Origin of the sequence: Citrobacter sp. Cf116, assembly GCF_030336505.1 — a bacterium.
GTDB classification, from domain to species: domain Bacteria; phylum Pseudomonadota; class Gammaproteobacteria; order Enterobacterales; family Enterobacteriaceae; genus Citrobacter; species Citrobacter freundii.
The window spans coordinates 471,871-492,469 of record NZ_JAOWEQ010000041.1; the positions used below are offsets into that span (position 1 = coordinate 471,871).

Annotated in this window: 20 protein-coding genes and 1 tRNA gene; 1 reads left to right on the top strand and 20 read right to left on the bottom strand. The window is 53.0% G+C overall.

Annotated elements, in window-relative coordinates:
* Positions 1–2: 2 nt before the first annotated feature.
* The 19 genes from OGV74_RS23170 to nnr all read right to left on the bottom strand — a co-directional run bounded on the left by OGV74_RS23170 (position 3) and on the right by nnr (position 19,116).
* Positions 3–644 carry a DUF1190 domain-containing protein gene (locus OGV74_RS23170; RefSeq protein ID WP_086504832.1) on the bottom strand — a complete coding sequence of 214 codons (642 nt, stop codon included), beginning with the start codon at positions 642–644 and terminating at the stop codon, positions 3–5.
* A 9-nt stretch (positions 645–653) separates the two neighbouring features.
* Positions 654–1,052: a DUF350 domain-containing protein gene (locus OGV74_RS23175; protein ID WP_086504831.1), complete on the bottom strand. Its 399-nt coding sequence runs from the start codon at positions 1,050–1,052 to the stop codon at positions 654–656.
* A gap of 17 nt (positions 1,053–1,069) precedes the next feature.
* Positions 1,070–1,729, bottom strand: coding sequence for a YjfK family protein (locus OGV74_RS23180; RefSeq protein ID WP_061547583.1), 660 nt, complete (start codon positions 1,727–1,729; stop codon positions 1,070–1,072).
* 58 nt (positions 1,730–1,787) lie between these two features.
* Complete coding sequence (locus OGV74_RS23185) at positions 1,788–2,486, bottom strand: PspA/IM30 family protein (protein ID WP_086504830.1); 699 nt, start codon at positions 2,484–2,486, stop codon at positions 1,788–1,790.
* A 15-nt stretch (positions 2,487–2,501) separates the two neighbouring features.
* Positions 2,502–2,906 (bottom strand): YjfI family protein, encoded by a 405-nt coding sequence (locus OGV74_RS23190; protein ID WP_003025618.1) that lies wholly within the window; start codon positions 2,904–2,906, stop codon positions 2,502–2,504.
* Positions 2,907–3,021: 115 nt separating this feature from the next.
* The gene (gene rlmB / locus OGV74_RS23195; protein WP_003025615.1) at positions 3,022–3,753 is read right to left on the bottom strand and encodes a 23S rRNA (guanosine(2251)-2'-O)-methyltransferase RlmB; all 732 of its coding nucleotides are present in this window, start codon (positions 3,751–3,753) and stop codon (positions 3,022–3,024) included.
* A gap of 70 nt (positions 3,754–3,823) precedes the next feature.
* Positions 3,824–6,286, bottom strand: coding sequence for a ribonuclease R (rnr, locus tag OGV74_RS23200; RefSeq protein WP_003025612.1), 2,463 nt, complete (start codon positions 6,284–6,286; stop codon positions 3,824–3,826).
* Positions 6,287–6,442: 156 nt separating this feature from the next.
* Positions 6,443–6,868, bottom strand: a complete 426-nt coding sequence (gene nsrR / locus OGV74_RS23205) for a nitric oxide-sensing transcriptional repressor NsrR (protein ID WP_003025609.1) — start codon at positions 6,866–6,868, stop codon at positions 6,443–6,445.
* A gap of 216 nt (positions 6,869–7,084) precedes the next feature.
* Entirely contained in the window at positions 7,085–8,383 is a 1,299-nt protein-coding gene (gene purA, locus OGV74_RS23210) for an adenylosuccinate synthase (protein WP_003025606.1), read from the bottom strand.
* A gap of 102 nt (positions 8,384–8,485) precedes the next feature.
* Entirely contained in the window at positions 8,486–8,683 is a 198-nt protein-coding gene (locus OGV74_RS23215) for a DUF2065 domain-containing protein (protein WP_003025602.1), read from the bottom strand.
* An 82-nt stretch (positions 8,684–8,765) separates the two neighbouring features.
* Complete coding sequence (gene hflC / locus OGV74_RS23220; RefSeq protein WP_003025595.1) at positions 8,766–9,770, bottom strand: protease modulator HflC; 1,005 nt, start codon at positions 9,768–9,770, stop codon at positions 8,766–8,768.
* 2 nt (positions 9,771–9,772) lie between these two features.
* On the bottom strand, positions 9,773–11,026 hold the full coding sequence (hflK, locus tag OGV74_RS23225; protein WP_003025593.1) for an FtsH protease activity modulator HflK: 1,254 nt from the start codon (positions 11,024–11,026) through the stop codon (positions 9,773–9,775).
* A gap of 189 nt (positions 11,027–11,215) precedes the next feature.
* Positions 11,216–12,496, bottom strand: coding sequence for a ribosome rescue GTPase HflX (gene hflX, locus OGV74_RS23230; protein WP_003025589.1), 1,281 nt, complete (start codon positions 12,494–12,496; stop codon positions 11,216–11,218).
* Between the two features lie 74 nt (positions 12,497–12,570).
* On the bottom strand, positions 12,571–12,879 hold the full coding sequence (gene hfq, locus OGV74_RS23235) for an RNA chaperone Hfq (RefSeq protein ID WP_003025584.1): 309 nt from the start codon (positions 12,877–12,879) through the stop codon (positions 12,571–12,573).
* An 84-nt stretch (positions 12,880–12,963) separates the two neighbouring features.
* Entirely contained in the window at positions 12,964–13,914 is a 951-nt protein-coding gene (gene miaA / locus OGV74_RS23240) for a tRNA (adenosine(37)-N6)-dimethylallyltransferase MiaA (protein WP_003839486.1), read from the bottom strand.
* On the bottom strand, positions 13,907–15,778 hold the full coding sequence (gene mutL / locus OGV74_RS23245; RefSeq protein WP_134216341.1) for a DNA mismatch repair endonuclease MutL: 1,872 nt from the start codon (positions 15,776–15,778) through the stop codon (positions 13,907–13,909). The genes miaA and mutL overlap by 8 nt, the downstream gene beginning before the upstream one ends.
* A 9-nt stretch (positions 15,779–15,787) precedes the next feature.
* Entirely contained in the window at positions 15,788–17,119 is a 1,332-nt protein-coding gene (gene amiB, locus OGV74_RS23250; protein ID WP_016149446.1) for an N-acetylmuramoyl-L-alanine amidase AmiB, read from the bottom strand.
* Between the two features lie 16 nt (positions 17,120–17,135).
* Positions 17,136–17,597 carry a tRNA (adenosine(37)-N6)-threonylcarbamoyltransferase complex ATPase subunit type 1 TsaE gene (gene tsaE / locus OGV74_RS23255; protein WP_003025570.1) on the bottom strand — a complete coding sequence of 154 codons (462 nt, stop codon included), beginning with the start codon at positions 17,595–17,597 and terminating at the stop codon, positions 17,136–17,138.
* The gene (nnr, locus tag OGV74_RS23260) at positions 17,569–19,116 is read right to left on the bottom strand and encodes a bifunctional ADP-dependent NAD(P)H-hydrate dehydratase/NAD(P)H-hydrate epimerase (protein ID WP_003025569.1); all 1,548 of its coding nucleotides are present in this window, start codon (positions 19,114–19,116) and stop codon (positions 17,569–17,571) included. Before nnr ends, tsaE begins: the two co-directional genes overlap by 29 nt.
* Between nnr and queG the strand changes: the two genes are divergently transcribed.
* Positions 19,115–20,254, top strand: a complete 1,140-nt coding sequence (gene queG / locus OGV74_RS23265) for a tRNA epoxyqueuosine(34) reductase QueG (RefSeq protein WP_003025567.1) — start codon at positions 19,115–19,117, stop codon at positions 20,252–20,254. The two genes, nnr and queG, sit on opposite strands and share 2 nt — an antisense overlap.
* 269 nt (positions 20,255–20,523) lie before the next feature.
* Here the strand turns inward: queG and OGV74_RS23270 are convergent.
* Positions 20,524–20,599: transfer RNA gene (locus tag OGV74_RS23270), tRNA-Gly, on the bottom strand.

Consider the following 20,599-nt stretch of genomic DNA (forward strand, 5'->3'; position numbering starts at 1 on the left):
CGTTAACCTCCCCAGTGCCCGCGCGCGCTGGACGAACGCCCATAGCCGCCACGAGAAACCGTCGAGGCTTTCTTCGTCGTATAGCTATGGGTGGTAGCGGTATCGTTTTTTCCGCTACCGGAGCGCCAGCTGTAATCCCCGGAAGTCGTACGCCAGACCGGACGCGAAACATAGGATGAACCGCCGCTGTGGTAAACATACTGTTCGTCGCGATCTTTACGAACGACGCGGCTGAGTAAAAATCCTGCAAACACCGGCACCCAGCTGTGATCGGTACTGTCGAGATAACAGTTACCAAACTGTTTCTGACAGCTTTCGCTGCTCATTTGCATAGGCAGGTTGGAGTAGAACTCTGATTTAGCGCTGTTCCAGCCATCGGCACACACGGCGGCGCTATTGCCATCATCAATACAATCGCTCACCGCTGAGTAAAAGGTACCGTCGCCATCGTTGTCTGCCCCTGCGTCATCACTACACCCCTTGAGGATAAAAAATGCCGCTCCGCCCATAATAGCCAGCGTCAGATACTTTCCGCTGTAACGACTGCGTTTTCTTACAAAGGGGTTAACCGGGCGATCGATTCGCGTGATAGCAGAATGCCCTGATGTTCTGTTTTTGTTTCCGGATTTACGTTTTCTTGCCATGATCGTCCATTACCATGTCATGCAGGCGGCGTTAAAAATGCCTCCCGCCAGCGCGGCGGTTCCCATAGATAGTCCCGCTGCGGTGTTGTGATTAATAATTTTTTCACTCAGTGCCGGCATATATAAACGCACGCCGCCGTAAATGATCAGTTGTATCACTAGCGCGATGCCGCCCCAGGCAAAATAATCCGGGATGCTGACGGCGTTAATTGCCGCGCTGGATAACGGAATGACGTAACCCAGCAACGTGCCGCTAAACGCCAGCGACGCCGCCATATTGTTATTTTTAATCAGCTGCCATTCATTGTGCGGCGTAATTTTTGAGTAGATGACCAGAAAAACAATCACCATGGCTGCGCCAATAAAAAAATAGGCGCCAAAAGCCAGTAATGAACTCAGTATGTGCATTAAAACCTTCCCTGAAATTAACCAATAATATTAAGTGACGTCAATGGGATATCCACGCCCAGCGCCCGTGAGAATACCCACTCAGGCTCGCCCTGCTCATTGAACGACTCTTCACCGTTTAACAGCAGGTATTCCCAGGTATCATCAGCAACCTGTCGCTGATAGCCCATGGTAAAATTATGCACTTCCCACGTGGCGTGCTGCTGGTTTTCCACTTTTTCCAGCATATAAACTGGCTCTATATTCCCCGGCTCTTCGTCGTTAAAAAAGCGCTGCCAGCGCGCTTCCTGCCAGGCGAGCGTCGGTGTGCCTATTGCGGCCGGACTAATCGCAGACTGCCAGTGTTTTTTCTGCGAAATCCCGTAGCTTTCTTCATAAACAAAGAATTTGATATCGTCGATATCATCCATGTCTGCGCCGCCCGTGGTATTGATTTGCAGAAACTCTTCTCCGGACGTGTAGTAGCGGAAAATCTGACTTCCGCCGCCTAAATCAATGTGGCTGACTGCAGCAACGGTGTACTCCTCACCGGGCAATTCGATCAATAAAGCCTCTTCTAAAAGGCGAAATGCCAATGTATTGAGCGTAAACCCGGCATTCAGATGTAACCCCAACGGCCCGCGAACTGGCGCAGCAACATCCGCTTTACCAAATAAACGCTGGAAAAAACTCGTCATCATTTATCCTTAATGATGTGCCAGCCTCCGGTCGATGCTGGCATATATCGCCGTATGATTACTCGCCTTGCTGGCGCTGCAATCGTGCCAGCACATCCTGAGCAGAACTTTTATTGCTTGCGCCAATACCTGCTTCGGCCAGCTTCTCGTCAAGGTCACGCCCATCCGCAACTTTTTCCAGCTGTGCGGCAGCATCCAGACGCGCCTGACGCTCTGCCTGGCGCATTTGCAAACGCTTGAGCGACTCCGCGGCGGTAGACACGCTGGAAGACGCGCCCACGGTCGACGTGGTCACGGCCTGCTGGGCGCGCTGCATCGCTTCTGTAGCCTTTACCACCTCCAGTTGCTGCTCGAACTGTGCAATCCGTTGAGCGGTAGCACTAACCGCTTTCTCAACGCCATCACGAGAGGCCTCAAGGTTAGTAAGCACTTGCTCTTCAGCGGTAATGACATTCTCCAGACGGGCAATTTCTTCTGCAACTTCGTTAATCAGAGACGGGTTAGCGTTTTTACTCAGTGCTTCCAGCACTCGCGTTTCCAGACTGGATTTGCGTGCCCGCAGATCGCTTAACTTGTCATTACTCATCTTCACGCGTGCCAGCAGGTCAACCCGCGATTTTCCGGCTTTATCCAGTTCACCTTTCGCATCACGAATATGCTGTTCCAGCATCCGCACACCCTGCGCTTCTTCAATTGATTCTTCCGCCTGAGAAAGTACGGACTTGCCGAGGGTAAACAGGCTTTTTAAAATTCCCATAAATAGCGTTCCTTGTTATTCGTGAGTGTATTCTTCAGTGATTTCAGCCAAATCCAGAGCGTTATCCGCAAGCGTCGTCATCTCCAGGACCACATCATCCAACGATGAGTTCAGGGAAAGCGCCCCAAATGCGACGTAATATTCATCATGCTGAACGCGTGAAATCCCCACGGAAGACAGAGGAAGGAGTTTCTGATTACGCAATAAGAAAACATTAAACTCATCTTGCTGATGAATACTGCTGACAGGACAAATAATGGTTTCAATAATAATCTGGCGGGATGTAAATAACACACTGAGCGGCAAATCGCCATAATCATTCATTTTAATAATTAATGACCGCTCATTATTTTCAATATCTATATTTAATTCTTGAAGAGTTTGTAGTGCTTCAGCAAGCACCTGCGGATTCCATGCCATATATTTCCCATATATTAGTTAATTAGAAATAAATATCATTTTTCAGCCTTTATCATACTTGTTTAAGATAAAAAAAAGCCATCCGAATCAGGATGGCTTTTTCCGAAAATTAAGCTTAGCTGCGCTGACGGACTGCTTCAAACAGGCAGATGCCCGTCGCAACTGAAACGTTCAGCGACGAAACGCTACCTGCCATCGGGATGCTGATGAGTTCGTCACAGTGTTCACGGGTCAAACGGCGCATACCTTCACCTTCTGCGCCCATCACCAACGCCAGACGTCCGGTCATTTTGCTCTGGTAGAGAGTATGGTCGGCTTCACCAGCGGTTCCGACGATCCAGATATTCTCTTCCTGCAGCATACGCATGGTGCGCGCCAGGTTGGTCACGCGGATCAGCGGTACGCTTTCTGCCGCACCGCAGGCCACTTTTTTCGCCGTCGCATTCAACTGAGCGGAACGATCCTTCGGTACGATTACAGCATGTACGCCAGCGGCATCGGCGCTACGCAGGCATGCCCCCAGGTTATGCGGGTCGGTGACGCCATCGAGGATCAAAAAGAACGGCTGATCGAGCGTAGCAATCAGATCCGGCAGATCGTTTTCCTGATACTGACGCCCAGGCTTCACGCGAGCAATAATCCCCTGATGTACCGCACCCTCGCTTTTCTCATCCAGAAACTGACGGTTAGCCAGTTGAATGACAACACCCTGTGCTTCCAGTGCGTGGATCAGCGGCAGCAGGCGTTTATCTTCACGACCTTTGAGAATAAAGACGTCCTGGAAGCGCTCAGGCGCACGTTCCAGCAGAGCCTGCACCGCATGGATGCCGTAAATCATTTCACTCATGAATGTACTCGTTAATAGTTTATGCATAACGCGGGCAACACGAGATTGCCCGACTTACTGTTTATGGCAGTTATTGTGCGACTTTCTTTTTCGCCGCACGTTTAGCTTTGGTGGCGGCAGCGATTTTAAGCGTTTTTGCCGATGGCTTTTTCGCTTTTTTGTCGCCTTTCTTCTCAGCCGCATTCTTTTCCGCCTGAGGTTTGGCTCTGCCTTTTTTCTCGCCGCGGAAGGCGCTGTCCGGCTCGAAATTCACCTTTTTGCCCATCTGACGACGTTTACCGGTATTTTTACCCGCATCGCTTTTTTTGGCTTTTTCGCGCGCAGTTTTACCTTCATTACGCGGCGCACGTTCGCTGGAGATCAAGCTAAAGTCGATCTTACGCTCGTCCATGTTGACTGCTTCCACGCGAACTTCCACGCGATCGCCCAGGCGATACATCTGACCGCTGGATTCCCCCGTCAGGCGCTGCCCAACCTGGTCGAAACGATAGTAGTCGTTATCCAGAGAGGAGACATGCACCAGACCGTCGATAAACAGCTCATCAAGACGGACAAAGAAACCAAATCCGGTGACGCTGGCAATCACGCCTTTGAAGACATTCCCCACCTGATCCAGCATGAAGTCGCACTTCAGCCAGTCAGAGACATCGCGTGTGGCTTCGTCAGCACGGCGCTCGGCCATCGAACAATGCTGACCCAGTTGCAGCATCTCTTCCATCGAATAATGGTAGCCACCCGTTTCCGTGGTGTTGCCTTTATGACCCTGCTCCTGCGCCAGCAGATACTTAATCGCCCGGTGCAAGGAGAGGTCCGGGTAACGACGGATCGGTGAAGTAAAGTGTGCATAAGATTGCAGCGCCAGGCCGAAGTGACCACGGTTTTCCGGATCGTAAATCGCCTGCTTCATCGAACGCAGCAGCATGGTTTGCAGCATTTCTGCGTCAGGACGGTCAGCAATCGACTCTAGCAGTTCAGCGTAATCGCGCGGCTCAGGTTTGTTGCCTCCTGGCAGCTCCAGTCCCAGCTCTGCCAGGACGGAACGGAACGAGTTAATCGCTTCGGTCGTCGGCTTATCGTGAATACGGAACAGCGCTGGCTCTTTGGCTTTCTCAACGAATCGCGCCGCTGAGATGTTCGCCATGATCATGCACTCTTCAATCAGCTTGTGCGCGTCGTTACGCTGCGTCTGCTCAATACGCTCAATACGGCGTTCAGCATTGAAGATAAACTTCGCCTCTTCACTTTCAAACGAGATACCGCCGCGCTCTTCGCGGGCTTTATCCAGCACTTTGTAGAGGTTATGCAGCTCTTCAATGTGTTTGACCAGCGGTGCGTACTGCTCACGCAGCTCCTGGTCGCCCTGCAGCATGTGCCAGACCTTGGTGTAGGTCAGACGTGCATGGGAACTCATGACCGCTTCGTAGAATTTAAAGCCGGTTAAACGGCCTTTCGACGAAATGGTCATTTCACAGACCATACACAACCTGTCCACCTGCGGGTTGAGCGAACACAATCCGTTAGACAGCACTTCCGGCAGCATCGGAACAACCTGCGACGGGAAGTAAACGGATGTGCCACGGCTGCGGGCTTCCTGGTCCAGCGGAGTCGGCGGGCGAACGTAATAGCTTACGTCGGCAATTGCCACCCATAAACGCCAGCCGCCGCCGCGTTTCTTCTCGCAGTAAACCGCATCGTCGAAGTCACGCGCATCTTCGCCATCGATAGTCACCAACGGCAGGTCGCGCAGATCGACACGTCCTATTTTCGCCTCTTCCGGCACTTCTTCTTTCAGCCCGGCGACCTGTTTCTCAACAGCCTGCGGCCAGATATATGGGATTTCATGAGTACGCAGGGCCATATCAACGGCCATGCTGGTTCCCATGTTGTCACCCAGCACTTCTACAATTTTACCCACCGCTTTGGTGCGGCGAGTCGGACGTTGGGTCAGTTCAACGACGACCACGAAGCCCATACGAGCGCCCATCACCTCTTCCGGCGGGATCAGGATATCGAAACTCAGACGGCTGTCGTCAGGGACGACAAACCCAACGCCAGCATCGGTGAAGTAGCGACCGACAATTTGGCTGGTTTTTGGCACCAGTACGCGCACAATACGCGCTTCGCGACGACCTTTACGGTCCGCGCCCAGCGGCTGCGCCAGCACCTGATCGCCATGAATGCAGGTTTTCATCTGCTCGCTGGACAGGTACAGGTCATCTTTGCGGCCTTCAACGCGCAGAAAGCCGTAGCCATCACGGTGGCCAATAACGGTACCTTTCAGCAGGTCGAGACGCTCCGGCAGCGCATAGCACTGACGACGAGTGAAGACCAGTTGTCCGTCACGCTCCATCGCGCGCAGACGGCGGCGCAGTGCTTCCTGCTGCTCTTCACCTTCAATGTTGAGTTCAGCGGCCAGCTCATCGCGGTTGGCCGGTTTTTCACGTTTAGTTAAATGTTCGAGGATAAATTCCCGGCTTGGGATAGGATTCGCGTATTTTTCAGCTTCGCGTTCCTGGAAAGGATCTTGTGACATTGAGGTTCCTCCATTGTCAGCTCTGATGGAATTCCTTCGTCTTTCACGACGCCTCTTTGTTGGCTGCCTTTGCTCCCACCAGTCACTTACTTTTGTAAGCTCCTGGCGACTCGCTCAGTTGCCGCCGCGATGCGACGCGAAATACTTTGGACTTCATTACTCCACCAGCAATAATTTATAAAGCGGTTGATTCTCTTCAACCAAATCAGCAAGTGTGTAGTTGTCCAGCTCCGTGAGAAAACTTTGCACTGCCTTAGAAAGCGCCTGTTTGAGTCGACAGGCCGGGGTAATGTGGCAAAACTCGCTGCTACAGTTGACCAACGATAAGGGTTCCAGCTCGCGAACCACATCACCAATACCAATATCCTTAGCGGGTTTACCCAAGCGGATACCGCCATTTTTTCCTCGAATAGCAGTAACAAAGCCCGCCCGGCTAAGTTGATTGATTATTTTGACCATATGATTACGGGACACGCCGTAGACTTCTGTCACCTCAGAAATACTGGTCATACGTCCTTCGGGAAGTGACGCCATGTAGATTAGCGCACGTAATCCGTAATCGGTGAAACTTGTTAACTGCACATCAACCTCAGGAAAAGGGATAAAACGGATAAACCTGGTGGTATTAATTATATTGATGATAAACCAGCCACCAGCCAGGTCGCTAATTTATTTCAGTTCAGGAAGGAAAAAAGCGAGGAACTTACGTGATTTTAAGCCGGATTCTGATGCAAAGCACCTTATCCGGCTTGAGATATTGCAAGCGCAGCGCCATTCGACGCCACGCTATAACCAGAATTATGCGTCGAACGGGTCGCGCAGGATCATGGTTTCAGTACGGTCTGGGCCAGTTGAGATAATATCAATCGGCACACCAGTCAGTTCTTCAATACGCTTGATGTAGTTCAGTGCAGCCTGCGGCAGACCGCTACGTTCCTTCACGCCGAAGGTAGATTCAGACCAGCCCGGCATGGTTTCGTAAATCGGCTCGATACCTTTCCAGTCGTCTGCTGCCAGCGGAGTAGTCGTTACTTCACGGCCATCCGGCATACGGTAAGCGACACAGATTTTCACTTCTTTCAAACCGTCCAGTACGTCCAGTTTGGTCAGGCAGAAGCCAGACAGGGAGTTAATCTGTACTGCACGGCGTACAGCAACGGAGTCCAGCCAGCCGGTACGACGACGACGACCGGTGGTCGCGCCATACTCGTTACCTTGTTTGCACAGGAACTCGCCAACGTCATCAAACAGTTCAGTCGGGAACGGACCCGCACCTACACGAGTAGAGTAAGCTTTGATGATACCCAGAACGTAGTCCACATAACGTGGGCCCAGGCCGGAGCCGGTTGCCACGCCACCTGCGGTGGTGTTGGAGGACGTTACGTACGGATAGGTACCGTGGTCGATATCCAGCAGCGTACCCTGCGCACCTTCAAACATGACGAAATCGCCACGCTTACGCGCCTGGTCCAGCAGATCGGAAACATCAACAACCATCGAGGTCAGGATGTCGGCGATAGCCATCACATCATCCAGCACTTTCTGGTAGTCAACTGCTTCAACTTTATAGAAATTCACCAGCTGGAAGTTGTGATATTCCATCACTTCTTTCAGTTTTTCAGCGAAGGTTGCTTTATCAAACAGATCGCCAACACGCAGACCGCGACGAGCTACTTTGTCTTCATAAGCCGGACCGATACCACGACCGGTAGTACCGATCGCTTTCTCGCCACGCGCTTTCTCACGAGCGTTATCCAACGCAACGTGATAATCAAGGATCAGCGGACAAGCTTCAGACAGCAGCAGGCGCTCGCGAACCGGGATACCACGATCTTCCAGTCCTTTCATTTCTTTCATCAGCGCGGACGGAGACAGAACAACACCGTTACCGATGATGCTGATGACATTCTCGCGAAGAATACCTGATGGAATAAGATGGAGGACGGTTTTTTCACCGTTGATTACGAGAGTATGGCCTGCGTTGTGACCACCCTGGTAGCGCACAACATATTTAGCCCGTTCAGTCAGAAGATCGACGATCTTCCCTTTACCTTCGTCACCCCATTGGGTGCCCAGTACGACGACGTTGTTACCCATTTTTCAAAATCACCGTTTGCTTAAAAATGGATTCTACCACCGCTTTTTCAGATATACAGCACTTTTTGCATGCGAAAATCCGCAAATTAGTCTACTTATTAATCAGCCAATCGTTTTCCTCAACATGTAGTAGACCACTACGCCCGCAACCACAAGACCTCCACCAAAACGACGCAAAATATTTTCGGGAAGTTGCGCCATTGCAGAGATCATTTTCTTCCATGCGCTGGGATAAAGCATCGGACCCAGCCCTTCCAGCACCAAAACCAGCGCGAGCGCCAGCAAAATTGTTGAATTCATCCATCGCCCTTATATAAAAAGAAAACCACCGCATCCCTGGAGATGCCGGTGGTTTTGCTGCTTTAAAACCGCTGGAACGCGATTAGCGTGTCGCGGAACTCGGTGTCTTCATGTAGCGGAAGAAATCGCTGTCCGGACTCATGACCATCACGTCCTGGTTGCCTTCGAAGCTCTTCTCGTAAGCACGCAGGCTACGGATGAAGGCGTAGAAGTCAGGATCCTGACTAAATGCATCGGCAAACAGCTTAGCGGCTTCTGCATCGCCTTCACCGCGCATGATACGGCCCTGACGCTCAGATTCTGCCAGCGTTTTAGTGACTTCATAGTCCGCCGTTGCACGCAGTTTTTCCGCCTCTTCCTGGCCTTGTGAACGATGGCGACGCGCTACCGCTTCACGCTCAGCGCGCATACGGTTGTAGATAGCCTCGGACACTTCAGCAGGCAGGTTGATTTGCTTAATACGCACGTCAACCACTTCGATGCCCAATGCCGCCATACTGTTCGGGTTGATGACCGGTACTTTACCGTTCGTTTCAGCCTGAACACGTTCAGCCGCTTCGGCAATCGCGCTATCTGCTGCCGGAGTCGCCACTTCATCTTCCGTGCCAGCAGACCCGGAGTTCAGCGCGTCACGAACTTCCAGGGTCAGACGACCGCGGGAATCGGTAACGATGTCCTTCACGTCCAGACGACCAATTTCAGAACGCAGACGGTCAGAGAACTTACGTTTCAGCAGGACTTCCGCCTGAGAAACATCGCCACCGCCCGTTGCAAGGTAGTAACGGCTAAAGTCACTGATGCGCCACTTGATGTAGGAGTCAACAATCAGGTCTTTCTTCTCTTTAGTAACAAAGCGATCGGCCTGGTTGTCCATGGTCTGAATACGCGCATCGAGCATCTTCACAGATTCAATAAACGGAATCTTGAAGTGCAGGCCTGGTGCAACGACCAGCGGCTTGTTTTCATCGTCACGCAGAACTTTACCAAAGCGCAGAGTAATACCGCGCTCGCCTTCTTTGACCACAAAGACAGACATGAACAGAACTACCAGAACGATGATGATAATCGCAATAACTGACTTACGCATCGTTATTCCCCCTGACGCTGGTAGTCGTTACGCTGCGCATTCGCGCGGCGTTGGTCCATAATATCGCCCTGACTGGTGGACGATGTATTGCTTGCTCCAGTGCTGGAAGTCGTTGCTGGCGGCAGACGCAACAGGTTTGAACTGCTGTCAGTCTTTGCTGCTGGCGCACTACCACCTTTCAGCATTTGATCCAGCGGCAGAACCATCAGATTGCTGCCTTTATCGTTAACCAGGACTTTGCGGGTATTGCTCAGCACTTTTTCCATGGTTTCGATATACAGACGCTCGCGGGTAATTTGCGGTGCGGCTTTATATTCCGGCAGAATTTTTGCGAAGCGAGCCACTTCACCCTGTGCTTCCAGGATGGTCTGAGTCTTATACGCACGCGCTTCTTCCAGAATACGCTGAGCCTGACCGTTTGCACGCGGCTGAACTTCGTTGGTGTACGCTTCTGCTTCACGAATGTACTGCTGTTCGTTTTCACGTGCTGCGATAGCATCGTCAAACGCGGCTTTTACTTCTTCCGGCGGACGTGCTGCCTGGAAGTTGACGTCCAGCAAGGTGATACCCATGTTGTACGGACGGATTGTTTCTTCCAGTTCCCGCTGGGTATCGCTACGAATAACGGTACGCCCTTCGGTCAGGATACGGTCCATGGTGTATTTACCGATAACCCCACGCAGGGCGCTGTCAGTTGCCTGACGCAGACTGTCATCCGCACTGGTTACGCTAAACAGGTAACGCTGCGGATCGGTCACGCGGTACTGTACGTTCATTTCGACGCGCACGACGTTTTCGTCAGAGGTCAGCATAACGCCGGATGCGGCAAGTTCACGCACGGCTTCAACGTTGACCGGTGTCACTTCATCGATAAAGGTCGGTTTCCAGTTCAGACCCGGTTCAACCAAATGGCTGAATTTACCGAAGCGTGTCACCACGCCACGTTCCGCTTCTTTAATGGTATAGAAACCGCTAGCCGCCCAGATAATGACGATGGCGGCCGCTGCGATAGTAAAGACTCGCCCGCCCAGTTGCGGACGCGGGCCTTGCGATGAACTACCGCCGCCAGAACCAGTACCTTTACCGCCACCCAGACCACCGAGCTTTTTACTCAGTTTGCGGAAGATATCGTCCAGATCGGGAGGCCCCTGCTCGCGACCACCTTTGTTTCCATTTCCCTCAGGGTTGCCGCCAGGTTTGCTGCTTCCCCAGGGGTCGCGGTCTTGTCCGTTATTACCGGGCTGATTCCACGCCATTTTTGTGCTCCATATTTGTTATGCGATGCTATACCTGCGTCTTTTGCGCTGCCGATGCGTTGGCTGCGTCCCTCAACTCCAGTCACATAGTTGACTATGCTCCTGGAGATTTCAGGACTTGCCGCCTTCCTGCCGCACAAAATCCACAAGGTATAGAGGCGAAAAAATCTTCAGGCCATATCCGTCAGATCAGACAACATAGTCTTCCAGTGCCGGTTCTTGTTTACAGAGGCGACGCCAGTCTACGATCGGCATACGAACCTGCAGACCTACGCTGCCGTCTTCCTCCATCCACTCTTTTTCTATTGCCTGAAGTTGATAAAACCGGCTTCTCAAACGCCCTTCCTGCGGCGGCAAACGCAACGTATGCTGCGCCACCTCACCGGAAAGTCGCTCAGTCAAAGCCTGAAAAAGTTGTGGTATACCAATCCCCGTTTGCGCTGATACCCAAACGCGAATGGGTTTATTCTCTTCATCTCTATCGATACGCGGCTCAAAGTCATCCAACATATCGATTTTATTCATCACCAGCAGGGTCGGGATCTCATGTGCATCGATCTCTTCGAGCACCGTGTCGACTGCCTCGATGTTTTCCTGCACACGAAAATCTGCAGCATCAATAACGTGCAGCAGCAATGTCGCCTGACGTGTTTCCTGCAAGGTGGCTTTAAATGCCGCCACCAGGTCGTGCGGCAAATGGCGGATAAACCCTACGGTATCCGCCAGCACGGTCTCACCCACGTCCGCCACGTCTATGCGGCGCAACGTTGGGTCCAGGGTCGCAAACAGCTGGTCCGCTGCATAAACCCGGGCTTCGGTGATCTGGTTGAACAGGGTGGATTTTCCGGCGTTGGTATATCCCACCAGTGATACGGTTGGGACATCCGCTTTCTTGCGCGACTGCCGCCCCTGCTCACGTTGCTTTTCAACTTTTTCCAGGCGCGACTGTATTTGCAAAATGCGATTACGCAGCAAACGACGGTCGGTTTCGAGCTGGGTTTCACCCGGACCACGCAAACCAATCCCGCCCTTTTGCCTTTCAAGGTGGGTCCAGCCACGGACCAGACGCGTAGCCATATGGCGCAACTGCGCCAGCTCAACCTGCAACTTACCCTCATGGGTGCGCGCACGCTGGGCAAAAATATCTAAAATAAGACCGGTCCTGTCGATTACAAGACACTGGCACAACTGTTCCAGGTTACGTTCCTGGGCGGGGCTCAGAGCATGATCAAAAATCACCACCGCAGCGCCAGTCGCTTTTACGGCTTCGGCAATTTCGATGGCCTTACCTTCACCAACAAAATACTTCGGGTGCGGTGCTTTACGGCTCCCGGTAATCACCTGCATTGCTTCGACACCGGCGGAAGAAACCAGAGATTCAAACTCCTGGAGGTCTTCCATATCTTTGTCTTGCGAAAAATAGATGTGTACCAGTACCGCCTGCTCACCGGCATCATAACGGTCAAACAAGCGTCAACCCCTTAATATAAATCAACGGGGAACGCAGGATCGCTGGCTCCCCGTATGTAAAACAGCTAATAACCTTATTCGGTTTCTTCGCTGTCCTGTTGCGCAGATGAACCTTGCGCGTTGCTACCGTGATGGTAGTTGCTGCCAGTGCCGCCGGTGGCATTATTGCTGTGATGAGAAACCGGACGAGACGGGACAACAGTAGAAATCGCGTGCTTATAAACCATCTGGCTGACCGTGTTTTTCAACAGGATCACGAACTGATCAAAAGACTCGATTTGACCTTGCAGCTTAATACCATTCACCAAATAAATAGAAACTGGAACACGTTCCCGACGCAGTGCGTTCAGGAACGGATCTTGTAAAGATTGCCCCTTAGCCATTCTCTCTTTTCCTTATATGCTTATTTGTACTTTGAACCTTTCGATTCTGAAAAATTGCGCACGATACGTTTCAATTGTACACATTCAGTTCGCGATAGCACCAACAACCTGTAATACTTCGTTTCGCGCCTGGTCAGGCTTTTCACTGTCAAGCCAGTGCACCCCTTCCCAACCACGCAACCAGGTTACCTGTCGCTTCGCCAACTGCCTCGTGGCGCAAACACCTCTATAAACCATTTCATCGTATGAAATTTCACCTTCAATGTATGACCACATCTGGCGATACCCTACACAACGAATGGAAGGCAAATCCGTATGCAAATCTCCACGGGCAAAAAGCGCCCGGACTTCTGCTTCAAAACCTGAAGCTAACATCTGATGAAAACGCTGCTCAATTCGCTGATGGAGCAGTTCACGGCTCGCCGGGGCGATTGCAAACTGATGCACCTGATACGGCAAAGCATCTCCTGACGTTTGCGTCAGCTCCGTTAAAGTTTTACCCGAAATGAAAAAAACTTCCAGTGCCCGGGAAAGTCTTTGCGGATCATTTGGATGAATACGCGCCGCAGCCACCGGATCGATGTCCTGAAGCTGTCGGTGTAACGCGTCCCAACCCTGCTCTGCCGCCTGCTGCTCAATTCTGGCCCTGACTTCCGGGTCCGCCGACGGTAACGGCGACAGCCCTTCAAGCAAGGCTTTGAAATATAACATTGTGCCGCCCACCAGCAACGGGATACGCCCCGCGGCGGTGATGTCGGCCATCTCGGCTAACGCATCGCGACGAAAATCCGCAGCGGAGTACGCTTGCGACGGATCGCGAATATCCAGTAATCGGTGCGGCGCGGCCTGTAATTCATCTGCATCGGGCTTGGCTGTACCGATATCCATCCCCTTGTAAATAAGGGCGGAATCAACGCTTATCAACTCTATGGGCAAAACTTTACGCAATTCAATTGCGAGTGCCGTTTTACCGGAGGCCGTTGGCCCCATCAAAAAAATCGCCTTTGGCAGGCTCGCCTTACGGGTATCACTCATGTTTCAGGGCATTCATTACCGAATGTAAATCAACAGGTTGTAACAGACCACCCGGCGGTGCCTTCACGAGTTGTGGGCAGAGCCGCTCAACATCCGCTAACAGCGTAATCGCCTGTGCCATACTCCACTGTGGATGCTCGCTAATCAGGTTACGTGCGATCCACTGCGCAATATTGCCCGGCTCGAATACGGATTGCTGCGCCAGGTAGCCTATCAGTTCAGGAATCAAGATTTGTAAATTTTGTTGGCGTAAGGGTAAAGGCACCGCCCGGATGGTCACATGCTGCGCATCCAGTTGAAATTCAATGCCCAGCTCAGCCAGTTGGCTCTGTCCTTTTTGCAGCGCCGCTTTTTCATCGGCGTTGACTTTTAACCGTAAAGGGATCAGCAACGGCTGGGCGCAAACGGTCCCCTGGTCCGGCGTTAATTGCGCCTGACGCAGCCAACGCTCAGCCACCGGTAATGCCAGCAACCGAATATGGCCATCGCACTCGAGTAACGCACAGTCTGCACCGACAATCGTTAGCACCCGGCCAAAGCCCTGACTGCTGCCACTCAGAGGTGCCGATGATGTTTCAGAGACCGGCGTTTTACGCGTTGGAGCCGGCGTCTGCATCAGTTTCTGATAAATTTCGCCCTGCTGCTTTTGATATCCGGGTTGGGCATGAGGCCAACTGGCCCCCGCCTGACGGCCTGCGCCACTACTGCCGTTTCCAGCGCCAGCGGATGCTGAGTACCGCGGTGTTGCAGGTTCACGCGCGGGGGCAGGCTCGGCAAAATGGTTACGTCCGGCAGCAACACGGTTTTCCGGGATGTGCCTTGGAGCAGGTTCGTCCTCATCAGCCAACGGCAGCGGCGTTTCAAGCTGCTGTTGCAGGACGCTCAACACGCCCTGGTAAATAAAATCGTGCACCAGGCGGGATTGATGGAAACGGACCTCATGTTTAGCTGGGTGTACGTTGACATCCACTTGATGCGGATCGATTTCCAGATACAGCACAAAAGCGGGTTGTTGATCGGCTCCCAGCTTATCTTCACAGGCCTGGCGGATAGCGTGGTTGATCAGCCGATCTCGCATCATCCGACCATTCACATAACAGTACTGGATTTCTGCCAGTGCCGCCGTTGTGTGGTTAGGATCGGCCACCCAGCCGCGCAGCGTTAAATCACCATGCTGCCATTCAATCGCCAGCGCATGCTCCAGAAACGGCGTGCCGCAAATCGCGCCCAGCCGGCGCTCTTTCTGCCCATCCGCGGCCACTGCCCGGTACTGACGCACCACTTTGCCGTTGTGAGACAAATTAATCGTCACATCAAAACGCGCCAGCGCAATGCGGCGAATAATCTCGTCGATATGATTAAATTCAGTTTTCTCGGTGCGCATAAATTTGCGCCGCGCCGGGGTGTTGTAGAACAGATCTAACACCTCCAGTGTGGTTCCCACTGGATGCGCAGCAGGTTTTACCGTCACATCCATGTCGCGCCCTTCAGCATAGGCTTGCCAGGCCTCAGGCTGCTCTTGTGTGCGCGATGTCAGGGTTAAACGAGACACGGAGCTGATACTTGCCAGCGCTTCGCCACGAAATCCGAGGCTCACGATGGCCTCAAGATCGTCAAGCGAGGCTATTTTACTGGTGGCATGACGCGCCAGTGCCAGCGCCAGCTCGTCTTTTTTAATCCCGCAGCCGTTGTCACGAATACGGATAAGCTTCGCGCCGCCGCGCTCAATATCGATATCAATGCGCGTCGCACCGGCATCGATGCTGTTTTCCACCAGCTCTTTCACCACTGACGCAGGCCGTTCTACCACCTCGCCTGCGGCAATCTGGTTCGCCAGCTGTGGCGGTAGAACCTGAATCGGCATGGCTAATCCTTAATTTGTTAACGTGTTACCCGGCGATATGGCGCTGGCGGTTTGCGCCGGCGCGCCCTGCGGTCCGGTTTGCATCGGGTGCGCCTGGAAATAGTTACGCAATCCTTTGTATATCGCCTCAGCCAGTTGCTGCTGGTAATCATCGCTCGCCAACAGACGTTCTTCGCTGTTGTTACTGATAAAGCCGGTTTCAACCAGCACAGACGGGATATCAGGCGAACGCAGTACGCCAAGACTGGCGTGTTCCGGACGGCGCTTATGCATCGAACCAATACGTTCTAACTGGCCGATCATGCTGGTCGCCACATCATACCCGACGCGCTGCGAATGACCGAACTGCAGATCCAGTACGGCCTGGCTGAGATAAGGATCGGACTGGCTGTTTGCCAGCACATCGCCCGCGCCGCCCAACAGCTCCGATTGTTTTTCGTGCTGTTCCAGCCAGCCGGCCATCTCACTGTTCGCCCGACGGTTCGACAGCACCCAAACGGAAGCACCTGTGGCATCACGGTTTGGCGCGGCATCCGCGTGAATAGAAACCAGGAAATTGGCGTTTTGTTTACGTGCGACGTCTGAACGCCCCATCACCGAGATAAAGTAATCGCCATCACGGGTGAGTACGCCTTTAAACATTGGGTCATCATTGAGCAAGCTGCGCAGTTTACGCGCCACGGCAATCGTGACGTTTTTCTCACGCGTGCCGCCAGGGCCAATCGCCCCCGGATCCTGCCCGCCGTGTCCGGCATCAATGGCAATAACCACTTTTTCACCGCTGCCGGTGCTGGCGCGCGCCGCAGGTCGTGTGGAGGTATTACTGTTGGTCACCATCGTGGTGCGATCGTTCTCTGCTTTAAACGGGTTACGCGCAGGCTCGGCAGGACGAGGGGCGACAACCGGCGTTTCAACACGCTTAACAACCACTGGAGGTGGAGGCGGTGGCGGTGGCGCATCAGCTTTGATGGTAAACACAACTGTATAATTGCCGCCGTTCTGTCGTTTAACGGCTTCGGCCTTGCCGTTCTCGGTTAAATCCACCACCAGACGCAAGGACTGCGCATCTTTTGGCGTGCCGGAGCGGATAGATTTCACCAGATTATTGCCGCTAAACAGCAGCGGTAATCCCTGAATCACTCCGGTTTGTTTTATATCCAGCGCGACGGTGCGTTTCCCGTCCTGGCTCACGGCGTATTCAGGCTCGCCAATAAAGCTCAGCGTAATCCGCGCCTGTTGATTGCCATTGGAAACCTGAAGATCGGAGAGGCTGGCGGCCCCTGCCTGCGCGCACAGCAGGACCAGGGTTGCCATCAGCCAGTTTCTGATGCGATAAATCATCCCGCCACCCTTAAGGTTATTCGGCTAAACGCGCCAGCAATAATTCACCCGATGAGGAGACTGCGCTTACGCGCGCCTCCCGACCTTGCGCCTGATATTCAATGTGTATTTCGACGTCCGGGTCTGGCAGTACACCTTTACCTTGTTGCGGCCATTCCACCAGGCAGATGGCATCATTGGCAAAATAATCGCGGATCCCCATAAATTCCAGCTCCTCCGGGTCCGCAAGTCGGTATAAATCGAAGTGATAAACCATCAAGTTATCGAGTGAATAGGGTTCAACCAGCGTGTAGGTGGGGCTTTTTACATTACCTTTATGACCTAACGCCTGCAGAAATCCCCGGCTGAAAGTGGTTTTACCCGCCCCCAGGTCGCCGTACAAATATATAACCGTCGCGCCGTCACAGGCTTTGGCTACCCGCAGTCCCAGGTCTAAAGTTGCCTGCTCATCAGGTAGTGGAATTACTCGATTCATCATGATAAACGTCAATCACATCAGGGTTAACAATACGCTGTAGCGTGGTAAAGAGATCTGTCGCCAGCATGCCGCGCGTACCAAAACGCGCCGCCAGCACATCCGCCGCCGCTCCGTGCGCAACACATCCCGCACATGCTGCATCATACGGGGTAAGCTTCTGTCCGAGCAATGCGCCAATAATACCGGAAAGCACATCTCCCATTCCGCCGCTGGCCATCCCTGCATTGCCGGTATCAATAATACCTAACTCAGCCTGTTCAGCAGCAACAACCGTACCCGCGCCTTTCAGCACTACCACGCCTCCGTACCGTTTTACCAGACGTTGTGCACAAAGTAAGCGATCGTCTTCAATTTCTGCAATGGAACAGCCCAGCAGTCGCGCGGCTTCACCTGGATGCGGCGTGATCACGCGATTGTGACGTTTATCGGGGTTGATTGCCAGCAGGTTCAGCGCATCCGCATCCCAGAGCATCGGTTTGCGAAAATTCTCCACTTTTTGCAGCGCTTTTTTGCCCCACTCCTGCTGACCAAGACCTGGTCCTATCACCACAACATCCGCCCATGCCAGGCTCTCTTCCAGAGTCTGCGGCGTCAGCGCATCGACCATCAGTTCTGGTCTGGCAGTCAGAACAGGCGCAATGTTCTCACTGCGAGTCAATACTTTGACCAGCCCGGCTCCCGCACGCAACGCCGCTTCACCGGCCATACGTATTGCACCTGCCGTGCCGTAGTCGCCGCCGATAATCACCAGCCGACCGTGGGAGCCTTTGTGTGAGGTGGGCCGACGCGGCGTTAGCCAGTGCGCAAGCTGTTGAGCATCAAAACGTTGCAGCGGCGCGTTCTGCCCCGCCAGCCAGTCGTCCAGCCCAAGAGCATTAACATGCAGACGTCCGGTGACATCGCGTGCTTTACCGGTGAGCAGACCTGGCTTGAGCGCAATAAAGGTAACGGTATGCGCAGCGTTGATGACTGCCCCCGGCGTCGCCCCCGTCTGCGCCAGCAGGCCGGAGGGAATGTCGATTGCAATTGTAGGGGCTGGGTGGCTATTGGCACGTTCGATCAACGCCGGGAGAGGTTCACGCGGCGCGTTTTTTAAGCCAGTACCTGACAGCGCGTCGATAATGACGTCCACGCTGTCTGGCCAGTTAATATCAGCAGCATGAATAACGCCACCGGCGTTAAGCCAGGCGTCGTGCGCCTGCTGCGCTTCCTCGGGGAGCGGTTTATCACCCTCGTGCGCCAGCAACGTAACATTAAAACCCTGCGCTTTGGCAAGTCTTGCCACCACGTAACCATCACCGCCGTTGTTGCCGTGACCACATAGCACCAGCCAGTGTTGGGCGTTCGGATAGGCCTCGCGGGTGACCTGAAACGCCGCCTCTCCCGCCCGTTGCATCAGCTCATACAACGTCAGCCCTAAACTGTCTGCCGCCTCTCGCTCCATACGCCTGATGTCATCGGCGTGCCAGATGGAGTGTGGTATACTTGCGGGGTTTTTCTTCATTGTATGGTCCGTCATGTCAGAGCCCCTCGATCTCAATCAGTTAGCGCAAAATATTAAGCAGTGGGGGCTGGAGCTTGGCTTTCAGCAGGTCGGTATTGCCGATACCGACCTCAGCGAAGCAGAGCCCAAACTGCAGGCCTGGCTGGATAAACAATACCACGGCGAGATGGACTGGATGGCCCGTCACGGCATGATGCGCGCCCGCCCCCACGAATTATTGCCCGGTACGCTACGCGTCATCAGCGTACGTATGAACTATCTTCCTGCCAAAGCGGCCTTTGCCAGCACGTTGAAGAACCCTTCTCTGGGTTACGTCAGCCGTTACGCGCTTGGCCGCGACTACCATAAGCTGTTACGTAACCGCTTAAAAAAGCTGGGAGAGATGATTCAACAGCACTGCGCTTCGCTGAATTTTAGACCTTTTGTCGATTCTGCGCCCATTCTTGAGCGTCCTTTGGCTGAAAAAGCCGGGCTTGGCTGGACAGGTAAGCACTCATTAATCCTCAATCGCGAAGCCGGTTCATTTTTCTTCCTCGGGGAATTACTGATCGATTTACCCTTGCCGGTCGACCAACCAGCAGAAGAAGGATGCGGGAAATGCGTCGCCTGCATGACCATCTGTCCCACCGGGGCCATCGTTGAACCCTACACCGTAGATGCGCGCCGCTGTATCTCTTATCTCACTATCGAACTGGAAGGCCCGATCCCGGAAGAGTTTCGTCCATTGTTGGGGAATCGAATTTACGGCTGCGACGATTGCCAGCTCATTTGCCCGTGGAACCGCTATTCACAGTTGACGACAGAGGATGACTTCAACCCGCGCAAGCAGCTTCATGCTCCGGAGTTAATAGAGCTGTTTAGCTGGAGCGAAGCGTGGTTTTTAAAAGTCACGGAGGGGTCTGCCATTCGTCGTATTGGCCACCTGCGCTGGCTGCGAAATATCGCCGTTGCGTTGGGTAATGCCCCCTGGGATAACGCAGTTATTCACGCGCTGGAAAGTCGCAGAGGTGAGCACCCACTTCTCGACGAACACATAGACTGGGCGGTTGCTCAGCAAATCGAGAAGCGAAATGCCTGCGTAGTTGAGGTGCAGCTACCGAAGAAACAACGTTTGGTCAGGGTCATTGAGAAGGGTCTGCCGCGCGACGCTTAAGTCATCCACAGCTTGTGTATAAAAATAAAAATACATTGATATTCAAGAGGGAAAAAATCGTCAAGTGATCGCATTAACAATTTGAAATGATAATTAAACCAATAATTTCAATCAGTTAAAATGATACTATTCACCCGGCGAAGTTTTTTGCATTCCAGGAATAATACCCGAACCTGTGGATAAGTCTGTTTACAAGAGTATGTCAATGACGAAACAAAACGTCCCCAACGCGATTATTCGTTGTGGATATTTTTATTGGGGTAAGAATTTGGAGCGGGAAACGAGACTCGAACTCGCGACCCCGACCTTGGCAAGGTCGTGCTCTACCAACTGAGCTATTCCCGC